The sequence below is a fragment of the Neotabrizicola sp. VNH66 genome, assembly GCF_049445895.1.
GTDB lineage: Bacteria > Pseudomonadota > Alphaproteobacteria > Rhodobacterales > Rhodobacteraceae > Pseudogemmobacter.
This window is the reverse complement of sequence record NZ_JBMSDW010000004.1, coordinates 248,943-268,410: the sequence shown is the minus strand read 5'-3', so window position 1 is coordinate 268,410 and position 19,468 is coordinate 248,943. Positions and strand designations below refer to the sequence as shown.

General features: G+C 65.8%; 17 protein-coding genes and 1 tRNA gene. 14 read left to right on the top strand and 4 right to left on the bottom strand.

The genetic code is table 11. From position 1 onward, the window contains the following. The first annotated feature begins 1 nt into the window (after nt 1). The 6 genes from leuD to ACO2Q5_RS08125 all read left to right on the top strand — a co-directional run bounded on the left by leuD (nt 2) and on the right by ACO2Q5_RS08125 (nt 5,217). Nucleotides 2-607 (top strand): 3-isopropylmalate dehydratase small subunit, encoded by a 606-nt coding sequence (gene leuD, locus ACO2Q5_RS08150; protein WP_423289760.1) that lies wholly within the window; start codon nt 2-4, stop codon nt 605-607. A 378-nt stretch (nt 608-985) separates the two neighbouring features. Further along, entirely contained in the window at nt 986-1,774 is a 789-nt protein-coding gene (locus ACO2Q5_RS08145; protein ID WP_423289898.1) for a hypothetical protein, read from the top strand. Between the two features lie 62 nt (nt 1,775-1,836). Beyond that, entirely contained in the window at nt 1,837-2,829 is a 993-nt protein-coding gene (locus ACO2Q5_RS08140) for an endonuclease/exonuclease/phosphatase family protein (RefSeq protein ID WP_423289896.1), read from the top strand. A 57-nt stretch (nt 2,830-2,886) separates the two neighbouring features. Continuing rightward, a complete protein-coding gene (leuB, locus tag ACO2Q5_RS08135; RefSeq protein WP_423289758.1) occupies nt 2,887-3,993 on the top strand; it encodes a 3-isopropylmalate dehydrogenase in 1,107 nt (368 codons plus the stop codon). 117 nt (nt 3,994-4,110) lie between these two features. Continuing rightward, nucleotides 4,111-5,070, top strand: a complete 960-nt coding sequence (locus ACO2Q5_RS08130; RefSeq protein ID WP_423289756.1) for a DMT family transporter — start codon at nt 4,111-4,113, stop codon at nt 5,068-5,070. A gap of 70 nt (nt 5,071-5,140) precedes the next feature. Further along, nucleotides 5,141-5,217: transfer RNA gene (locus ACO2Q5_RS08125), tRNA-Pro, on the top strand. A gap of 279 nt (nt 5,218-5,496) precedes the next feature. On the opposite strand, the gene ACO2Q5_RS08120 is transcribed toward ACO2Q5_RS08125, so the two are convergent. The 4 genes from ACO2Q5_RS08120 to ACO2Q5_RS08105 form a co-directional block, all read right to left on the bottom strand. Further along, the gene (locus ACO2Q5_RS08120) at nt 5,497-6,240 is read right to left on the bottom strand and encodes an ABC transporter ATP-binding protein (protein ID WP_423289754.1); all 744 of its coding nucleotides are present in this window, start codon (nt 6,238-6,240) and stop codon (nt 5,497-5,499) included. Next, the gene (locus ACO2Q5_RS08115) at nt 6,240-7,076 is read right to left on the bottom strand and encodes an ABC transporter permease subunit (protein WP_423289752.1); all 837 of its coding nucleotides are present in this window, start codon (nt 7,074-7,076) and stop codon (nt 6,240-6,242) included. Before ACO2Q5_RS08115 ends, ACO2Q5_RS08120 begins: the two co-directional genes overlap by 1 nt. A gap of 4 nt (nt 7,077-7,080) precedes the next feature. Further along, nucleotides 7,081-8,040, bottom strand: a complete 960-nt coding sequence (locus ACO2Q5_RS08110) for an aliphatic sulfonate ABC transporter substrate-binding protein (protein WP_423289750.1) — start codon at nt 8,038-8,040, stop codon at nt 7,081-7,083. A gap of 250 nt (nt 8,041-8,290) precedes the next feature. After that, nucleotides 8,291-9,295, bottom strand: coding sequence for a C-terminal binding protein (locus tag ACO2Q5_RS08105; protein WP_423289748.1), 1,005 nt, complete (start codon nt 9,293-9,295; stop codon nt 8,291-8,293). Nucleotides 9,296-9,557: 262 nt separating this feature from the next. On the opposite strand from ACO2Q5_RS08105, the gene msuE reads away from it, so the two are divergent. The 8 genes from msuE to ACO2Q5_RS08065 all read left to right on the top strand — a co-directional run bounded on the left by msuE (nt 9,558) and on the right by ACO2Q5_RS08065 (nt 19,450). Further along, nucleotides 9,558-10,109, top strand: a complete 552-nt coding sequence (gene msuE / locus ACO2Q5_RS08100; RefSeq protein WP_423289746.1) for an FMN reductase — start codon at nt 9,558-9,560, stop codon at nt 10,107-10,109. 498 nt (nt 10,110-10,607) lie between these two features. Next, nucleotides 10,608-12,248 carry an ABC transporter substrate-binding protein gene (locus tag ACO2Q5_RS08095; protein WP_423289744.1) on the top strand — a complete coding sequence of 547 codons (1,641 nt, stop codon included), beginning with the start codon at nt 10,608-10,610 and terminating at the stop codon, nt 12,246-12,248. Between the two features lie 25 nt (nt 12,249-12,273). Next, entirely contained in the window at nt 12,274-13,275 is a 1,002-nt protein-coding gene (locus ACO2Q5_RS08090; RefSeq protein ID WP_423289742.1) for an ABC transporter permease, read from the top strand. Then, nucleotides 13,272-14,117 carry an ABC transporter permease gene (locus ACO2Q5_RS08085; protein ID WP_423289740.1) on the top strand — a complete coding sequence of 282 codons (846 nt, stop codon included), beginning with the start codon at nt 13,272-13,274 and terminating at the stop codon, nt 14,115-14,117. Before ACO2Q5_RS08090 ends, ACO2Q5_RS08085 begins: the two co-directional genes overlap by 4 nt. After that, the gene (locus ACO2Q5_RS08080) at nt 14,096-15,751 is read left to right on the top strand and encodes a dipeptide ABC transporter ATP-binding protein (RefSeq protein WP_423289738.1); all 1,656 of its coding nucleotides are present in this window, start codon (nt 14,096-14,098) and stop codon (nt 15,749-15,751) included. Before ACO2Q5_RS08085 ends, ACO2Q5_RS08080 begins: the two co-directional genes overlap by 22 nt. Beyond that, nucleotides 15,748-16,839 carry an LLM class flavin-dependent oxidoreductase gene (locus ACO2Q5_RS08075; RefSeq protein WP_423289736.1) on the top strand — a complete coding sequence of 364 codons (1,092 nt, stop codon included), beginning with the start codon at nt 15,748-15,750 and terminating at the stop codon, nt 16,837-16,839. The genes ACO2Q5_RS08080 and ACO2Q5_RS08075 overlap by 4 nt, the downstream gene beginning before the upstream one ends. Before the next feature lie 259 nt (nt 16,840-17,098). Further along, entirely contained in the window at nt 17,099-18,205 is a 1,107-nt protein-coding gene (locus ACO2Q5_RS08070) for an LLM class flavin-dependent oxidoreductase (protein WP_423289734.1), read from the top strand. Between the two features lie 66 nt (nt 18,206-18,271). Further along, nucleotides 18,272-19,450, top strand: a complete 1,179-nt coding sequence (locus ACO2Q5_RS08065; protein WP_423289732.1) for an acyl-CoA dehydrogenase family protein — start codon at nt 18,272-18,274, stop codon at nt 19,448-19,450. The last annotated feature ends 18 nt before the right edge of the window (nt 19,451-19,468 follow it).

Here is a 19,468-nt window from a genome sequence, read left to right as displayed (position 1 = left end):
CATGGACAAATTCACCACCCTGACCGGCATCGCGGCGCCCATGCCGCTGGTCAACATCGACACCGACATGATCATCCCCAAGCAGTTCCTGAAGACCATCCAGCGGTCGGGACTGGGCAAGAACCTGTTCGATGAGATGCGCTATACGCAGGACGGGCAGGAAATCCCGGATTTCGTGCTGAACAAGCCGCAATACCGCAAGTCGCAGATCATCGTGGCGGGCGACAATTTCGGCTGCGGCTCCTCGCGCGAACATGCGCCCTGGGCGCTCCTGGATTTCGGCATCCGCTGCGTGATCTCGACCTCTTTCGCGGACATCTTCTTCAACAACTGCTTCAAGAACGGCATCCTGCCCATCGTGATGCCGCAAGAGGTGGTGGACGTTCTGATGAAGGATGCCGAGCGGGGCGAGAATGCCCGGATCACCGTCGATCTGGAGACGCAGACTGTCACCTCGTCCGACGGGCAAAGCTTCGGCTTCGAGATCGACCCGTTCCGCAAGCACTGCCTGCTGAACGGGCTGGATGACATCGGCCTGACGCTGGAAAAGGTCTCGTCCATCGACAATTTCGAACGGTCGCTGGCGGCGGCCCGGCCCTGGGCCTGAACGCAGGATCCGGGGCGCGCGGCAAACGTGGCGCGTCCCGGGTTCGGCTATCCGGAAGCCTGAGAAAAATCCCGGATCCACAACATCTTGGGTGTCGTGCTGCGGTCCTACGCAGCCGGCCCCCGAAACAAACCGGCCTTGCTTCAATCCTGCAACACCTTCGCCGCTGTTTTGCCACAGGGCTAAGTTTCCCTGCATGCAACTGTTGCGGCGGGGCACGAAAGAAGGCACAAATTGGGCAAGATTGAGGCAATCCGCCACAATGTGCGGAAATTCGTCGGAACAAGGGCGCGGCAACGCATCGCGTCCGTCCATATCGAGGATGTCAGGGCAGTGGTTTCGCGGGTAACGGGCGCGATCGTTCGTGCGATATTGGTGATGGTTGTCGTGACCACACCTTCGGTGATCCTGCCGGGGATCGGCGCGGACACCAAGCAGATGGTGGCGCTGGTCGCGCTGTTTGCGGGCGCGCTGACCTTTGCCGAATACAATGCCGTCTATCCCAGCCTTGTGGAATTCCGCGACGCGCCGCCCTTCAACCGCATCCGCTATCTGACGCTGTTTGCCATCGTGCTTTCGCTCTCGGTGATCGAGGCGACCGATGCGTCCTCTTCGGCCTTTGCCCGGCTGTTTCAGGCGCTTGGCGTTCTGGCCGGGCAGGTTCTGGACTTCCCCTATTCGCCGGTCCGCCTTGCCATCGCCCTGATGGCCGGCGGTGCAGAGCCCGAGCAGCTCCTGGCCGTCCGCACCGCCGCGGGCACCTCCTATGTGATCTCTCTGCTGGCAACCGGGCTCTTCGTCCTTGTGCTGAAGCTGACCGGCTGGCCCACGCGCAACGCGGCCTTCAACGTCTGGGTCAACCTGCCCACCTTCGAGCCGACCGCCGGTGGCGATGTGGTCGAACGGCTGGAGCGGGATGCGCGCATTAACCTGTCATTAGGCTTTCTGCTGCCATTCCTGATCCCGGCGGTGGTCAGCGTGGGTCAGATCGGATTCGAGCCGCTGACCCTGACCTCGCCGCAAACGTTGATCTGGACGATGACGGCATGGTCTTTCCTTCCGGCAAGCCTTCTGATGCGCGGCGCGGCCATGGGGCGGATTGCCGCCATGATCCGGCAAAAGCGCGAAAAGGCCGGGCCGCAGCGCGCGTCGCTGGCGCCGGTCTGATCCTTCTTCTGCTGGCGCTGATCCCCGCCGCGGCGCAGCCGCTGCGCATTGCCACATGGAATGTGGAACTGGACCGCGCCGGTCCCGGCCTTCTGGTCGATGCCATTGCCAAAGGCGGGGATCCGCAGGTGCTGGCCGTGCTGCGGGTGCTGGCGCAGCTGGATGCCGATGTGCTGCTGCTGACCGGGGTGGATTACGACCGCGGGCTGGTGGCGGGGCGGCTGCTGGCGGACCGCCTGCATCTTCTGGGCGCGGAATACCCGCATCTTTTCGCGCTGCGCCCCAACACCGGCATGGCAACGGGGCTGGACCTTGACGGCGACGGCCAGCGCGGCGGTCCAGGTGATGCGCAGGGCTGGGGGCTGTTCTCCGGTCAGGGCGGCATGCTTCTGCTGTCGCGACTGGCGGTGGATCAGGACGCGGTGCGCGACTTTTCCGGCTTTCTCTGGGCCAATCTGCCCGGTGCACTGATCCCCGAGGGGATGGAGGCCGAGGCGCTGGCCCTGCAACGCCTGCCCACCACCGGCCATTGGGAGGTGCCGCTGATCCTGCCCGAGGGCGGCCGGCTGCGCCTGCTGGCCTGGCACGCCACGCCCCCGGTCTTTGACGGGCCGGAGGACCGGAACGGCCGCCGCAACCATGATGAGGCGGCCTTCTGGCTGGCGCTTCTGGACGGGCGGTTGCCTCTGCCCCCGCCGGAGCCGCCCTTCGTGCTGATCGGCGACAGCAATCTTGACCCGATGGATGGCGACGGGCGGCCGCAGGCGATCCGCGCCCTGCTGGCGCATCCGGCGCTGAACGACGTGACCCCGCGCGGCATGGCCGCCCCGGAGCCGCAGCACAAGGGCGACCCCGCGCTGGACACCGCGGTCTTTGCCGCCACCGGCGGGCTGCGGGTGGATCTGGTGGTGCCCGGCCGCGGCCTGCCCGTCACCGGCGCGGGCGTGCTGCGGCCTGCGGAGACGGACCCGCTTTGGCCCGATCTGGCCGCCGCCAGCCGCCATTTCCCGGTCTGGGTCGCGGTGAACCCCGGTCCCGCTGCCGCCAACCCTTGACCGCAGCCCCCCCATCCGATAGCCCGCGCGCGTCCCCTTTCACGCATGAGGCGCCCGATGGCCAACCCTTCCCTCCTGATCCTTGCCGGCGACGGCATCGGCCCCGAAGTCATGGCCGAGGTGAAGAAGATCATCGCCTGGATGGGCGACAAGCGGGGCGTCACCTTCGACGTGACCGAAGACCTCGTCGGCGGCTGCGCCTATGATGCGCATGGCACGCCCCTGACCGATGCCACCATGGCCAAGGCACAGGAAGTGGACGCCGTCCTGCTGGGTGCCGTGGGCGGCCCGAAATACGACAAGCTGGACTTCAGCGTGAAGCCCGAGCGCGGCCTCCTGCGCCTGCGCAAGGAGATGGACCTGTTCTCGAACCTGCGCCCGGCGCAGTGCTTTGACGCGCTGGCCGACTTCTCCAGCCTGAAGCGTGAAGTGGTCGCCGGTCTGGACATCGTCATCGTGCGCGAGCTGACCTCGGGCGTCTATTTCGGCGAGCCGCGCGGCATCTTCAAGGAAGGCAATGAGCGGGTGGGCATCAACACCCAACGCTATACCGAAAGTGAAATCGCCCGCGTGGCGAAATCGGCCTTCGAACTGGCCCGTCGCCGCAACAACAAGGTCTGCTCGATGGAGAAGGCCAATGTGATGGAATCGGGCATCCTGTGGCGCGACGTGGTGCAGGAAGTCCATGACCGCGATTACCCGGATGTCGAGCTGTCGCATATGTATGCCGATGCGGGCGCGATGCAGCTCTGCCGCTGGCCCAAGCAGTTCGACGTGATCGTGACCGACAACCTGTTCGGCGACCTGCTGTCGGATGCGGCGGCGATGCTGACCGGCTCTCTGGGCATGCTGCCCTCGGCCTCGCTGGGGGCGCCGATGGCCAATGGCCGCCCGAAGGCGCTGTACGAGCCGGTCCACGGCTCTGCTCCCGACATCGCCGGTCAGGGCAAGGCCAACCCGATCGCCTGCATCCTCAGCTTCGCCATGGCGCTGCGCTACTCCTTCGACATGGGGGACGAGGCTGCCCGGGTCGAAGCCGCTGTCGAAAAAGTGCTGGCCGACGGTGTCCGCACCGCAGACCTGCTGGGGCCGGAAGGCGGCGTGCCGGTGTCTACCGCCGCCATGGGCGATGCGATCCTCGCCGCGCTGGACGCCAGCCTCTGATCCTGTGCGGTCCGGTCCTTCCGGGGACCGGACCCGCCTTGCGCCGGGGCGCGCTTCGGGCGAATATGCCGTGGCTTACGGCGCGCTGCGGCGCCCGTGCGGAGGAGCCCGAACCCGATGTCCCCCACCCTGCGCGGTGCGCTGACGGCCCTTGTGGCCTTTGGCATCTATGCCACCCATGACGTGATCATCAAATCGTTGGGCGCGCGCTATTCTTCGTTCCAGATCGTGTTCTTCGTCGGATTGTTCAGCTTTCCGCTGCTGACGCTCCTGCTGATGCGGGACAAGACCGACGGCACGCTCATTCCGCGCCATCCGTGGTGGTCGGCGCTGCGCGGGCTGACCTCGGTCGGGTCGGGCGTCTTTGCCTTCTTCGCCTTCTCGCAGCTTCCGCTGGCGCAAACCTATGCCATCCTCTTTGCGACGCCGCTGATCATCACCCTGCTGTCGATCCCGGTTCTGGGCGAGAAGGTCGGGCTGCGCCGTGGTGTGGCGGTCGTGGTCGGGCTGGCGGGCGTGATGATCGTGCTGCGCCCGGGGTCTGCGCCGCTGGCCGTCGGCCATGCGGCGGCATTGGCTGCCGCCTGTTGCGGCGCAATCTCTTCAGTGATCGTGCGCAAGATCGGGGCCGAGGAGCGGTCGGCGGTGCTGATGCTCTATCCGATGATGCTGCAGGTGCTGCTGATGGGCCTTCTCATGCCGTGGTTCTACACGCCGATGTCGGCGCAGGATCTGGGCATGGCGGCCGTTGTGGCCGTCTTCTCGCTGATCGCAGGGCTGCTGACCATCGTGGCCTACCGCACGGCCTCGGCGGTGGTGGTGGCGCCCATGCAGTATTCACAGCTGATCTGGGCGGTCTTCTACGGCTGGATGTTCTTCAACGAGAGTGTGGATCTGATGACCGGCATCGGTGCCGTGGTGATCGTCGGCTCCGGCATCTATATCGTCCTGCGCGAGGGCACGCCGGATGTATCGCAGAACACGCCGGTGCTGCAGAACCGCTCGCGGCTCGACACCGGGCCGGTACTGCGCTCGGGCCTCTGGCCCTGGCGCAAGGGTCCGCGCGGCGGTCAGTAAGGAATCCACCCGAATCCCGCGCATCGCCCCTTGCCAAACCCCCGCGCGGGCGGTAATCCCCGCCCACGGTCGGAGCGTAGCGCAGCCTGGTAGCGCACCTGCTTCGGGAGCAGGGGGTCGGAGGTTCGAATCCTCTCGCTCCGACCATTTTCCCGCATGATTGCAACTAGATAGATGGCACATGCTGCCGCGCAGGCGGCAGGCATAGCGCCATCACGGCGCTACACTAGCCAAGTCAGCGCCGCCGACCGAATCCTTATGCTCGTCAGCAAAACACCCCCGCCTTGCGGCGAGGGTGCTGTAGCGTCGGTGATGCCGTGCTGGTTGGACACCTCCAGCGCGACGCCGGAGGAGGGTCCGCTGTTGAGACCGTTCGTTTAACGACCGACGGTCCCCTGAGATGGCCGCCTTTTCTTTCGCCGGGGATCAGACTGCGTCGCGTCCGAACAGTTGCGCGAGGATTTCCTGTTCATAGCCTGCCACCTCCGGGCTGCCGTGGTGGCGCGGGCGGGGCAGGTCGATCATCAGATCCAGCGCGATCCGCCCCTGATCCAGCACGACCACCCGGTCGGCCAGCACCACCGCTTCGGCCACGTCATGGGTCACAAGGACGGCGGTAAAGCCCTTTTCGCGCCAGATCCGCTCCAAGAGGCCCTGCATTTCGATCCGGGTCAGCGCATCCAGCGCGCCAAGGGGTTCGTCCAGCGTCAGGATGCGCGGCGCGCCCACCAGCGCGCGGGCCAGCGCCACCCGTTGCCGCTGTCCGCCCGACAGGACCGAAGGCCAGTCGTCGCCGCGATCGGCCAGGCCGACCTCCTCCAGCAACGCATTGGCGCGTTGGTGCGCCTCAGCCCCTTTGGCGATCCCGGTCAGGCCGACCGCGACATTCTCGGCCACCCGCGCCCAGGGCAACAGGCGCGGCTCCTGAAACATGATCCGCGTCTCGGCCGGACCGCCGGGCCCCGGGCGTTCGATCCGGCCGCCATCAGGCTGATCCAGCCCGGCCAGAAGCCGCAGCAGCGTGGACTTTCCGCAGCCGGATTTGCCGATGATGGCCACGAACTGGCCCTCGGGCACCTGCAGATCCAGTCCGCGCAGCACGGATTTCGGGCCGAACCGCCGTTCAACCTTGTGAAAGGCAAAGGCCGCAGGGGTCTGGTCAAAGGCCATCAGTCACCCTTTCGCTGAAAGGCGGGGTGCCATTGCAGGCATTGCCGCTCAAGGAACCGGGCCAGACTGTCGGCCAGCTTGCCCAGAAGCGCATAGATCAGGATCGACAGCACCACGATGTCGATCTGCAGGAACTCGCGCGCCTGCATCGCCATGTAACCCAGGCCGGACTGGGCCGAGATGGTTTCGGCCACGATCAGCGTCAGCCACATGATGCCAAGCGCGTAGCGCAGACCGGCAAAGATGGCGGGCAGGGCACCCGGCAGGATCACCCGGCGGAACAGCCGCAGCGGGCGCATGCCGTAGATGCGGCCCATCTCCACCAGCTGCGGGTCGATGCCCTGAATGCCCAGAAGGGTGTTGACGTAGATCGGAAAGAACACGCCAAGGGCGACGAGAAAGATCTTCGCCCCTTCGCCGATCCCGAACCACAGGATGACCAGCGGGATCAGCGCCAGATGCGGGACGTTGCGGATCATCTGCAGCGTTGTGTCGGTGATGTCGCGGCTGAGGCGCGACAGCCCGTTGGCCAGACCAAGCGCAAAGCCGATGCCGCCACCGATGAGGAAGCCGGCCAGTGCCCGCCCGGTGGAGACGCCGATATGTTCGACCAGCCTGCCGGAGAGTGTCAGCTCCCAGAAAGCGCGCAGCACGGCCGATGGCGCGGGCAGCACATTGGCGCGGATCAGCCCGGCACGCGACAGCGCCTCCCACAGGACAAGGATCAGCACCGGCAGGACCCAGCCGATCCAGCCGCGGCCCAAACCCTTTGCAATGCTCAGGCGGAGAGGCTTTCGCCCCTCCGCCCCGCGGGTGTCTTCGGTGGTCACGGCCATAGGCTCAGCCCTGCGGTGCCTGCCAGACGGCATCCTGAACCACGATGGCCGTGGGGATCAGCCCCAGCCCGAAAAAGCGGTCTGCGGTGGCCTGCTGGCCTGCGATGATCTCGGGCGTCAGGGGGAAGATGCCGAATTGCGCGCGGTCCGCCGCCAGTTTCTGTGCCTCCAGCGGAACGCCGGTCACGGCATGCAGCGCCTCGGCCACCTTGTCGCGGTTGGCATCGGCCCAGGTGGCCGATTCCGCCAGCGCGGCAAGGGTCTTTTCGATGATCGGCGCATTGGCCGGATCGGCGGCAAAGGCCGCATTGCCCAGGAAATAGGTGTTCACCGTGATCACCTCGGGCGCGCGGACCAGAACGGTCGGCTTGTGCTGCACCTCGGCGATGGCAAGGAAAGGATCCCAGATCGACCAGGCATCCACCGCGTCCGAGGCAAAGGCAGCGCCGGCATCGGCGGGGGAGAGATAGACCGCCTCGACATCGCTGAACGCCAGACCATTGGCCTCCAGCGCCGCGACCAGCAGGTTATGGGCCGAGGTGCCCTTGCCGACGGCAACCTTCTTGCCCTTCAGGTCAGCGACCTTTTCGATCCCGTTGCCGGTTTTGGTGATGATCGCCTCGCCCAGACCATTGGCCGGCAGGGCCGCCACATAGACGATGGCCGCACCCGAGGATTGCCCGAAGATCGGCGGCGCATCCCCGGTCCAGCCCAGATGGATGGCCCCGACATTCAGCGCCTCGACCAGCGGCGGCCCCGCGGTGAATTCCACCCATTCGACCGAGACACCCAACGGCTCCAGCGCGGTTTCGATGCTGCGCTGCTCCTGCGCGATCACCGGAAGGTTGGTTTTCTGATAGCCGATCTTCAACGTGGTCACCGCTTCGGCGCGCAGGCCAAGCGGGGCAAGGGCGGTCAGGGCGGCCGCGCTGATCAGAAGCTGGCGGCGGGACAGGTGGGGCATCGTCTTCTCCAATGGACGGACCGGGCCAAGCGGATGAGGCCGCTGTATGGGTGCAGTCTGGCATGGAGGGTATATCACGAGTCAATAGATCGTATTTTGTGGCAGACTGTGAAGCGCCATGATTTAAAGACTTGATAATAATGCATTTAAGAACAGAGACCCAATCGTCTGGAAACGGGACTTCTGCCGTGGGGGTCAGAGAGGGAACATCCTTCTCCCCCGGCGCACAAGTTTGGAAGACCGGAAGCCTCTATTCGGTCACTTGGTTGCGCAAACGCCCTTCGGTCAGCAGCAGCCGCACCGTCTCGGCCGCGTTGCGGCGCATTTCGATGGCGGCATGGTCCGAGTAGAAGGCGTTGTGCGGCGTGATGACCAGCCGCCCGGCCAGCCAGTCCTCCCGCCCGCGCCAGGCCTGCAGCAGGGGATGTGGCCCGGGCGGCTCCTGCGGCAGGGTGTCGATGGCGGCGGCAGCAAGGTGTCCGCTGCGGAGGGCAGCCTCCAGCGCGTCCAGATCGTTGGTCAATTCTCCGCGCGCGGTGTTCACGAGAAGGGCGCCCGGCTTCATCTGCGCCAGTCCCGCTGCACCCAGAAGACCCCGGGTGGCGGCGGTGGCAGGGCAGTGAAGCGTCACCACATCGGATTGCCCCAGCAGATCGCCAATCCGGTTCACCCGGTCATAGCCGATGGCCTTCTCATGGCCGGGTGGCTGCCCCGGATCATAGCCCAGAAGCCGAAAGCCGAAAGGTTTCAGCCGGTTGACAACAGCCGTCCCGATTCGGCCGACACCGACAATCCCCACGGTCGCACGGTTCGACCGTGAAAGTGGTGACAGGCTGTGCACCTGCCAGCCGCGGACATGGCCGCGGGCGTGGCTGTCGTGCTCCCACAGCCGCCGGTGCAGCGACAGGATCATGGCAACGGCATGATCGGCGACTTCCTCGGTGCCGTAATCCGGGTTGTTTGCGAAGGGAATGCCCGCCGCTGCCAGCGCGGGCAGATCGATCTTCTCATAGCCGACGCCATAGCGGACCACGGCGCGGCATCTGTGAAGATGGGCGATACTGGCCGGTCCCAGCCGGGCGCCCCAGACCATCAGGGCATCCAGCCGCGCCAGCCGGGCCGGATCGAACCGGGCCTCATCGGTGGTGTCGAAAAAGTCGATTTCGACGCCATCGCCCAGAAGGTCTGCTTCCAGATCCGGCTGGCCGATCATGTGGTCGGTGATTCCGAGCACAGGTTTTGGATGATGCGTCATGCGGGCCTCGCCGGTTGCCGTACCAAGGATTGCGGCAGGTGGCGCGCGGTGCAACCGGTGCGGCGGAACCCGTCCCGGCGCGGACAGCCGGATATTTCTCCTGCATCGCAGATCCGGAGAACGGTTGTTCGGAAACGCTAAGGTTATTCTCCGCGGGCGGAGAAGACAGGTCTGTTCTCCTGCCGGTGCGCTGGTCTTTGGAATGGCTGGACAAGGCGGCAAGCCGTAGTTTGCGGCCGGAAGCAGACAGTTGGACAAAGCCATGACACTTCGGATCACAGGCATCGCCGGCAGCCTTGGCCGCCCTTCGCGCACCCGCGCCCTTGTCACCCTCGCGACCGCGCGCGTGGCAGAGCGGCATGGCGGACAGGCACAGGTGTTCGACCTGAACGACCTGCAGCCGGGTCTGGGCACCGCGGGCCGGATTGAGGACCTGCCGGCAGAGGCGCGCAGGATCGTCGATCTCATTCGCGCGGCGGATGTTCTGGTTGTGGGCAGCCCGGTCTACAAGGGTAGCTATTCGGGGCTTTTCAAGCATCTGTTCGATCTGATCGAACCAGCCGATCTGGCGGGCAAGCCGGTGCTGCTGACGGCGACTGGCGGTGGCGAAAAGCATGCGCTGGTCATCGAACACCAGCTTCGTCCTCTGTTTGCTTTCTTTGAGGCGGCGGTCCTGCCGACGGGTGTCTATGCCGCCCCGGCGGATTTTACCGAAGGCCAGCCCCCTGCGCCGGGTCTGCTGGCCCGGCTGGATCGCGGCATCGACCAGCTTTCCGCGGTGCTGGGCCACCGGCCGGATGCCCGCGCGGCCTGACCGGGCGCGGGGGGCGGCAACTCATCGGACGGCGCGGGTTTTCCGCGCCGTTTTCATTTCCGGCCTGCCGTCCATCGTTCTGAACCGCCGAGGACTTGCCGCGGGGAGAAAGCAGAACTCCGCTGTTTGCAGGGCCAAAGCCGGAAAATGCTTCCCAAACCCGGCCAACCTATAAAATGGACAATACGGACAGGTCAGTCTATCAAATTGGATAACGAAATCCGCAACATGCGGAGGACGGTTCCCGGTGATGGATGGGCGGACCATGGTCCTTCCGGCCGTCAGACGGGAGCAGAACCAATACCGGAGCACCAGAAACCGGCAGGGGCGCGGCCTTCCTGCCATTGGAGAAGCCTTGCCTGCCGCAGCCTGCGGTGCAGATCCGCCGTTTCCGACGCTCCGTCATCCGCCGGCCGGCAGGCGGATACCGATCACCGCCCCGTGCCGCCGCAGTCGGCGCCGGAGCACAACAAACCCCGAAGCTTCAGGACCTTTCCCATGACCGACCAACGCTCTGATTTCCGGCTGTCGCGCCGGCACCTTCTGGCCGGGACGGCCGCGCTTGGCGCGCTGTCATTGTCCGGCCTGTCCTCTGTGGCGCGTGCGGCAGCACCGGGCGGCGATCTTGTCTTTCTGATCGATTCCCTCGGTCCGACCTGGATTCCGAACAACAGTTCTATTTCCAGTTTCCAAGGCCATATCTGGGGTCATGTGACGGACAAGCTTATCTATGTGAACGCCGAAGGGGCGGTCAGCCCCTGGATCGCCGAAAGCTGGGACCAGAACGAGACCGCAACGGAATTCGTCCTGCGGCTGAAGCCGGGCGTGTCCTTCTCGGACGGGACGTCTGTGGATGCCGCGGCGGTGGTTGCCAATCTGGACATCTGGTATGCGGGCCGCACCGAGGACGGCATCAATCCTGTGGGCCTGTTCCCGAAAACCTATGACCGGAGCGAGGTTGTGGACCCGCTGACGGTGAAGGTGCTGTTCAAGGCGCCGACGCTCGGCTTCATTCCCACACTGGGCTATCACGGGTCGATCCTGATTTCTCCGGCGACACTGGCTTCGCCCGCGACGGATCAGGCGGATCTGTCGAAGACGGTGGCCAGCGGCCCCTATCTGGTGGACAGCTGGAAGGAAGGCGATTTCGTCCGGCTGGTGAAGCGCCCCGATTACAACTGGGGCCCAGCCGAGGTGGGGCATACCGGCCCGGCCTTCCTCGATTCGATCACCTATAAACTGGTGGCAGAGCAGTCGCTGCGGGTGGCAGCGGTGCAGGCCGGACAGGCGGATGTGGCCTATAATGCCTCCCCCCAAGAGCTTGAATCGCTGAAGGCAGAGGGGTTCGTCACCGCGACGCCGCGCTATCTGGGTTTTGTGAACGGCTGGGCGATCAACACGAAGCTGGCACCCTATGACGATGTCCGGGTGCGGCAGGCGCTGCGGGTGGCCATCGACCGGCAAGAGATCATCGACACGGTTTATACCCCCGACTGGCAGCTGGCAAAAAGCTTCATCCAGAGCAATGTGCCGGGGGCGACCGATCACGGCGACCTGCTGGTCCATGACGCCGCCCGCGCCGAGGCACTGCTGGACGAGGCAGGATGGGTCAAGGGTTCCGATGGCATCCGCGCCAAGGACGGCAAGCCGCTGGAACTGGTGCTGCATTCCAACCCCTATCTCGCCACCTCGCGCGCGGTGGATGAGCTGATTGCGCAGCAGCTGGGCCGGCTTGGCTGGAAGGTGGACATCCGCGCCTATGACGTGGTGACCTTCGGCGAGAAGGTCCGCTATGCCAGCGAAGGTGTGCCAGCCTACGAGGTGACCCGCAGCTTCATCGATGCAGGCACCGTGGCCAGCATCCTGACCGATGCCAACAAGGGCGAGAACTGGTTCAATCTGGGCGACAGCGACCCGCGCATCAACGAGCTGCGCGACAAGATTGCAGGCGCGGCCAGCCATGAGGTGCGCAACCCGCTGCTGGATGAGCTGCAGGCCTATGTCCTTGATCAGGGCTACTTTATCCCCCGGACGCAGATCGTGCAGCGCATCTATGCGCAATCGGCCGAGGTGAAGGATGTCGTCTACAACGGCATCGCCTACGCCAGCTACTACCGCGCGACCAAGGGCGCCGTCTGAGGCGGCCCCGACCGGAGGTGAAGACATGCGAAACGCCTATCTGACCTATGCGGCAAAGCGCCTGTTGCAGGCCGTTGTCGTGATCCTGCTGACCTATGTCTTCACCTTCGTCGTGGTCAGCATCCTGCCCGGTGATCCGATCACCAGCATCCTGCGCGATCCGCAGAACGGGTTCACGCTGGAGGAGATCGAGCAGATCATCGCCGCGCAGGGGCTGGACCAGCCGATTCATGTGCAGCTGTGGACATCACTGTCAGGTTTTGTCACCGGCGATCTGGGGCTGTCGATGCGGTCCAGCCGCCCGGTGGCCACCCTGATCGCAGAGGTCCTGCCTTCGACCCTGACGCTGGCGGCCTCCTCGCTGACGGTGGCACTGACCCTGGCTCTGGCCATCGCCTATGGCACGCGCTTTGTGCCGCGCCGCTATGGCCAGGGCATTCTGCGCGGCTTTCCCTCCCTGTTCCTGTCGGTGCCCAGTTTCGTGATCGGGCTCTTCCTGATCCATGTCTTCGGCTTCAAGTTCGGCCTGTTCATGGTGATCGACCCGAACAGCTTCTGGGCCACTTTCTTTGCGGCGGTCGCACTTGGCATCCCGATCTCGGCCCAGATCGCCGAGGTGCTGATTGCCAATCTGGATCACGAGGCCGGGCAGGATTATGCGGCCGTGGCACAGGCCCGGGGGTTGCGGCAGTCGCGGCTGTTCTTCCGGCATCTCTTGAAGCCGTCGTCCCTGCCGGTGGTGACGGTGATCGCGCTGATGGTGGGCGAGGTGCTGGGCAACACCCTGATCACGGAAACCGTCTTCGGCCGCACCGGCGTGGGCAGCCTGATCCAGCGGGCGGTGGTCACGCAGGACCTGCCCGTCCTGCAGGCCATCGTCTCGCTGGCCGCGCTGGTTTTCGTGGTGATCAACCTGATCGCGGACCTGATCTATCCGCTGCTGGACCCGCGCGTGAACCTGCTGGGCAGTGCGCGCCGTCCCGTGACGACCGCAGATGACACCCCTCCGCAAACGGTGACCGCATGACGACCTCGCTTCTTTCCCTTTCGCGTGCCGGCGGGTTGTTGCGCCTTGCGCGGCCAAAGACCCCGCTTGGCGTGATCCTGTCCTTCGTCGTCCTGGCCACCATCATCGGCTGGTCGCTTTTCCCGGGGGTCTTTGCCACGCATGATCCTTTCGTGGGCGTGCCCGCTGACAAGTTGCAGGCACCCGGTCTGCAATACTGGCTTGGCACGGATCATCTGGGCCGCGATCTTCTGGCCCGCGTGATCCATGGCACCGCCTCTTCGGTGACAAGCGCGCTGATCGCCGTGACGATCGCACTGGTCATCGGCGGGCTGATCGGGCTTCTGGCCGGATTTCTGGGCGGCTGGACCGATATCGTTCTGGCCAGGCTGGTCGATGTTCTGCTGGCAATCCCGAACTTCCTGCTTGCGGTGATCGTCGTCACCGCGCTTGGCTTCAGCACGCTGAATGCCGCCATCGCAACGGGCATTTCGGCCGTGGCCGTCTTTGCCCGGGTGATGCGGTCCGAGGTCATCAAGACCCGCCATGCCACCTTTGTCGAGGCTTCATGGCTGTCGGGGGGATCGCGCTGGCACATCCTGACGCGGCACGTGCTTCCCAATGCCTCGCGCTCGGTCCTGCCGCTGGCGGTGCTGCGCTTCGGCCTGTCGATCCTTGTGATCGCGGGTCTGGCCTTTCTGGGCTTCGGTGATCCGCCGCCTGCTTCGGACTGGGGCCTGCTGATCGCCACCGGCAAGGATTACCTGAAATGGCCGTGGCTGGTCTATGCGCCTGCCATCGTCACCATCGCCACCGTTCTCTCGCTTAACAGGATCAGCCGATGGCTTCGCAATTCCAACTGAACCCGCCGCTGCTGCGCGTCCGCGACCTGAATGTTCATTACGGCCCCAATCATGTGGTGCACGACGTGGGCTTTACGCTGGACCGTGGCCAGAGCCTTGCGCTGATCGGCGAATCCGGATCGGGAAAATCCACCATCGCACGGGCGGTGCTGCGGCTTTTGCCCGGGCAGGGCGAGGCTGCGGGGCGGGTTGAGTTCCGCGGGCAGGACATCCTGTCCCTGCCGGAGCGCCGGTTCCGCCCGCTGCGCGGTCGCGCCATCGGCTTTGTACCGCAGGACCCCGGCAATGCGCTGAACCCCGTGCGCACCATCGGAGTGCAGGCCGAAGAGGCCGCGGCCCTTCTGGACGAGGCGGATGCCCGTGTCCGCAAGGCCCTGATCCTTGAAACCTTCGCGCAGGTCGGGTTGGACAACCCGCAGCGGGTCTATGACAGCTATCCGCATCAGCTTTCCGGCGGGATGCTGCAACGGGTGCTGATCGGGCTGGCGGTGCTGCCGCGTCCCGCCCTTCTGGTGGCGGACGAGCCGACCAGCGCGCTGGATGTGACGATCCAGAAGCGCATCCTTGACCTGCTGTCCCGCCTGCGCGCGGAGCTGGACATCAGTCTGCTGCTGATCACCCATGACCTTGCCATCGCGGCCGAACGCACCGATGCGCTTCTGGTCCTGAAAGGCGGCGTGGTGCAGGAGGCAGGACCGACCCCCGCCGTCTTTGCCGCGCCGTCCTCGGCCTATGCCAGAAAGCTGCATGCCGATGTGCCCGCGCTGAACCCCGACCGTTACGCCAGCCTGCGCGATCCGGGTTTCCGGCGACTGACACAAGCCGCCCCGAAGATCGAGGTGTCGGGCGTGACCAAGACCTTTGCCGTGGATGGGCAGAGCCTGACTGCCGTGGATGACGTGTCCTTCGCCGTGCCCGCAGGCACCACCCATGCGCTGGTGGGGGAATCCGGTTCGGGCAAGACCACGACGATCCGCCTGCTTCTGGGGCTGGACCAGCCCGATGCCGGCGGGATTACCGTGGCCGGGGCGCCGCTGTCGGGCCGCGGGCCGGACACGCTGCGCGAGGCGTGGCGGCATCTGCAGCTGGTCTACCAGAACCCCTTCACCTCGCTTGACCCGACATGGAAGGTGGAACAGCTGATCCGGGAACCCCTGGACCGTTTCCGCATCGGCACACCGAAAGAGCGGACCGCCCGTGTGCGTGAGGTTCTGGCCAGTGTCGGCCTTGCCGATCATCTGCTGTCCCGCCGTCCCGCGGCGCTGTCCGGCGGACAGCGGCAACGGGTGGCCATCGCCCGCGCGCTGGTGTTGAAGCCGGACGTGATCGTGCTGGACGAACCGACCTCGGCGCTGGATGTCAGCGTGCAGGCCGATATTGTTCAGGTCCTTCTGGAGCTTCAGGCCAGCCTTGGCCTGACCTATGTCTTCGTCAGCCATGATCTGGCGCTGGTGCGCCAGCTGGCGCACAGCGTCTCGGTCATGCACCGCGGTCGCATCGTCGAACACGGGCCCGTGGCGCAGATCTTCGATCACCCGCGCGAGCCCTATACCCGCAGCCTTCTGGACGCCATTCCGCGCGGCATTGCCGCCCGGGAGACCGCGTCCCATCGTATCAGGGAACTGACCGCATGACCCTTGCCCTGACCATCCGCCTGCCGCAGCCGGACTTCCGCCCGAAGCTTCGGCTTGGTTTCAACACCCGCGTGGCGTTCAACGACAAGGACGGTCCGGCGCAGGGGCTGCGCGACGGGATCGCGCTGTATCAGGCGGCCGAGCGGCTGGGCTATCAGTCCGGCTGGTCCTATCAGCGGCATTTCGACCATTACCTGTCGTCGCCGTTGCCGTTCTTTGCCGCGGTGGGCCAGCACACCAGCCGGATCACCCTTGGATCGGCCGTGATCCCGATGCGCTATCAGGACCCGATCCTGCTGGCCGAAGCGGCAGGCACCACCGACCTGCTGATCGGCGGGCGGCTGGAGCTGGCGGTGTCCACCGGAGCCACGGCGGCGTTCGATGCCGTTTTCGGCCCCGTCGCCACCGATGCGCGGACCGAGGCGAAACGGCGGCAGGCGCGCTTTCTGGCCGCGGTGCGCGGCGATGTGCTGCACCGGGTGGACGGGCCGGGGCAGGGTGCGCCCGAAGGCACCGAACTGCGCGTGACCCCGCACAGCCCCGGTCTGGCGGGCCGCATCCGGCAGGGCGTGTCCAGTGTCGCCTCGGCCATCCATGCGGCCGAACTGGGGCTGTCGCTGATCACCGGCACCGTGCAGCACGGGCAGGACCCGGGCGAGAGTTTCAGCGACCATCAGGCGCGGATCATCCAGACCTACCGCGTGACATGGGAGCTTCTGCACGGGACCAAGGCGCCGCCGGTGGCGGTGGCTGCATCGGTCCTGCCCGGGACGACGGATGAATTGCGCGACACCTATGCCGCCTATGATCATGAGCGGCGCACCTTCGGCATTGCGGCCTCGCGGCCCGCGGGGGCGCTGACGCCTACGGCCCGCAGCAACGCGCCCGAGGGCAGCCAGATTTCCCCGGTCTTCCACGGTGCGCCCGATCAGGTGGCTGCGGCTGTGCTGGCGGATCCCGGCATCGCGCTGGCGGATGAGCTGGTGCTGTTCCTGCCCCCCGGGTTTGGTCTGCCCCAGAACATCCGGCTGCTGACCGATCTGGCAGAAACCGTGGCGCCCGCGCTCGGCTGGTCTCCCGCGGCCTGAAGGGCGCTGGGATTTCTGCCACGGACGGCCCCCCGTGCGGGGGCCGTTTCGTTTCGGGGTGTGCGGTTGCCCGGGATTCCGCGCAGAAAGAGGCGATGCGGGTGCAGGAAATCTTCGTCTCCCCAAGTGCTTGAATAGAGACTGCGCTTCTCGTGACAGGCCTCAAAAGGGAGAGACAGGTCGTTCTTTTTCTGCGCCGCAAATGATAGCTTTTCTGTAACGCGAACGACCCATTCCGACAGATCAGGAGCGAGACGCCATGTCCGCAGAGTTCATCTCCATCACGTTCCCCAATGCCTCGACCGACATCGCACCCCTGCCGGATGCGCCGGTCGATCCGGCCTTTCTGGTGCGTTATGCCCGGACGCTGGATGATTACGGGTTCAACTACACGCTGATCCCCTATCACTCGTCGTCTTTCGACAATTTCACCATTGCCGCCACGATCCTTGCGGTGACGAAAAATATTTCCGTCATTGTCGCGCTGCGTCCGAACACCGTCTATCCCACGGTGGCGGCCAAGGCGCTGGCCACGCTCAGCCAGTTGGGCGGCGGGCGTGTGGTGGTGCACTTCATCGCCGGGGGCGATCCGGCGGAACAGGCGCGCGAGGGCGACTTCCTGAACAAGGAGGAACGCTATGAGCGGCAGGCCGAATATATCCGCATTCTGCGCCGGGCCTGGGAATCCTCCGAACCCTTCAGCCATGAGGGCAAATATTACCAGTTCAAGGATTTCGCCTCGAAGGTGCGCCCGGTGAAGCCGATTCCGGTGTCGGTGGGGGGCTCCTCGGAGGAAGCCTACCGCGTGGGCGGAGAACTGGCGGACATCTTCGGCCTGTGGGGCGAGCCGCTGAAGGAAACCCGCGAACAGATCGAGAAGGTGAATGCCGCTGCCGCCGCGGCAGGCCGCAAGGATCGGCCGCGCATCTGGGTGACCTTCCGACCGATCATCGCCCAGACCGACGAGCTTGCGTGGGAAAAGGCCTATGCCGTGCTGGATCGCCTGAACGCCGCCCGCGAAAAGGGGCTGGCGCGCAAGCCGGTGAATGCCGCCGCGCCGCTGAACGTCGGTTCGCAGCGGCTGCTGGAGATCGCCAAGCGTGGCGATGTGCAGGACCGCGCGCTCTGGTATCCGACCGTCACCGCCACCAATGCCTCGGGCGCGTCCACCGCGCTTGTCGGCTCGCCCGAGACGATTGCCGCCTCGCTTCTGGACTATGTCGATCTGGGGGCCGATCTCATCTCGATCCGCGGCTACGACAATTACAACGATGTGGTGGATTACGGCCGCTATGTGCTGCCTCTGGTCCGCAAGGGTCTGGCCGAGCGGGAGGCCGCGAAGGCCCCGGTGGCCGAGACGGTCTGATCCTTACCTGACGGAGCCGGTGCCTACCGGCTCCGTCCCCCCGATGCCCGCAGAAGAGACAATATCGTGCCAACCGAACCCGAACACCGGCCCGCCGTAATCGTGCCGCCCGAAACCCTTGCCCGGATCGCCGCGGCGGGGCGGGTGGCCGACCGCAACGGCAGCTTTCCCGCGGAGGGCATTCAGGCGGTGCAGGACGCCGGTCTGCTGCAGGCCACCGTTGCGCGTCGCTATGGCGGGCCGGGCGGTGGGCTGGATCAAATGGTGCAGATCATCAGCCAGATCGGCCGGGCGGACCCGTCCGTCGCGCTGATCGTCACCATGACGCTGGCCAATCATCTGGCGCAGGCGGACCGCAGCCATTGGCCGGAAGACTATTATCGTCAGATCGTGGCCGAAGGTCGCAGCCGCCCGATCCTGCTGAACGCCGCCCGGGTGGAGCCGGACCTTGGCTCCCCTGCGCGGGGCGGGTTGCCGCAGACCCGCGCCCGGCGCACGGCCACCGGCTGGGCCATCAGCGGGACGAAACGCTTCGTCACCGGGTCCGAGGGGCTGACCCATTTCCTTGTCTGGGCCACAACGGATGAATCGCCCGCCCGCGTGGGCACCTTCATCGTCCCGGCCGAGACGCCCGGCATCACCATCATTCACAACTGGGACAGTCTGGGGATGCGGGCCACCTCGTCCCATGATGTGTCCTTCGACAATGTGGCCGTGCCACTGGGGCAGGTGCTGGATCTGGTTGAGGCCGGAAAGGGCCATCAGGATAATCTGGGTCATGCGGTGCTGACGCTGGCGCTGACTTCGATCTATCTGGGTGCCGGAGAGGCCGCGGCCGAGGCCTTTGCCCGCTTTGCCCATGACCGGGTGCCCGCCAACCTTGGCCGCCCGATTGCCGAGACGGAGCGGATTCAGACTGCCGCGGGTGAGATCGACCTGCTGGTCGGTTCGGCGCGGACCTTCCTGTTCGACGCGCTGGCGCATCACCGCCACGATCCGCTGCATCTGATGCGGGCGCGGCTTATTGTCGGGCGGCAGCTGCATGCGGCGGCGGGGCTGGCGGTGAAGACCTTGGGCAACCCCGGTCTGGCCGCCGAGCTGGGGCTGGAACGGAATTTCCGCGATCTGCAGGCGGTGCTGGTTCATGCTCCGCAAGAGGACACGGTGCTGACCATCCTTGGCCGCAGCGCGCTGACCCGGTTCCGCGAGGCACAGGAGACGCCGCCCCTGCGGCAGGCCGTCTGACGTGACCATCCGCCTTTA